Annotated in this window: 1 protein-coding gene; it reads left to right on the forward strand. The window is 66.8% G+C overall.

Annotation, left to right across the window (positions count from 1 at the left end):
- Positions 1–975 (forward strand): rhamnogalacturonan lyase family protein (locus tag Rhe02_RS50440; RefSeq protein ID WP_373320828.1); only part of this gene is annotated, 975 nt, incomplete at both ends.

Here is a 975-nt window from a genome sequence, read left to right on the forward strand (position 1 = left end):
TGAAACGACGCGCAGGCATTATCGCCTGCACAACGCTCCTGACCGGCGCGGCCGTCGCGTTCGTGGTGGCCAATGCCCAGGCTGCCCCGGTGCGCTACGAGGCGGAAAACGCGCCGGCCACCTGCGATGGCGTGATCGAGAGTAACCATGCGGGGTTCTCCGGATCGGGGTTCTGCAACGCCAACAACGCTGTGGGCGCGGCATCCCAGTTCACCGTCAACGCGGCCAGCGGCGGCAGCGCGACGCTGGGAATCCGTTACGCCAACGGCACCACCACCGCCCGGCCCGCTGACGTGTTGGTCAACGGCTCGGTGGCGGCGGGCGGGGTGGCGTTCAACGGCACCGGCGCGTGGACGACCTACGTGACGGTGACGCTGACCGTGACGGTCAACGCCGGCAACAACACCGTGCGGCTGAGCCCGACCACGGCCAACGGTCTTGCCAACATCGATTTCCTCGACTTCGAGCTGGGGGTCATCACGCCGCCGACGTCGACGCCGCCGTCTTCACCGCCGCCGGCCAACGGCAAGCAGATGGAAGACCTCAACCGGGGCCTGATCTCCGTACGATCAGGGACCGGGAACTTCGTCAGCTGGCGGATGCTCGGCACGGAGCCATCATCGGTGACCTATCGGCTGTTCCGCGGCTCGACCCTGGTCGCGACCCAGTCGCACACCAACTTCCTGGACGCCGGGGCGGCGCAGGGCTCGGTTTACACGGTGCGTGCGGTGATCAACGGTGTGGAGCAACCGGCTTCGGAAAGCGCTCTCCAAATCGGCTCGGGCGGCTTCTTCGATGTACCCCTGCAGATCCCGGGTGGCGGCACCACTCCCGACGGGGTGGCCTACACCTACTCGGCCAACGACGCCAGCGTCGGTGACCTGGACGGCGACGGCCAGTACGAGATAGTGCTCAAGTGGGATCCGTCCAACTCCAAGGACAACTCCCAATCCGGCTACACCGGCAACGTCTTCG

It is taken from the genome of Rhizocola hellebori (assembly GCF_016862955.1).
Classification (GTDB): Bacteria; Actinomycetota; Actinomycetes; order Mycobacteriales; family Micromonosporaceae; genus Rhizocola; species Rhizocola hellebori.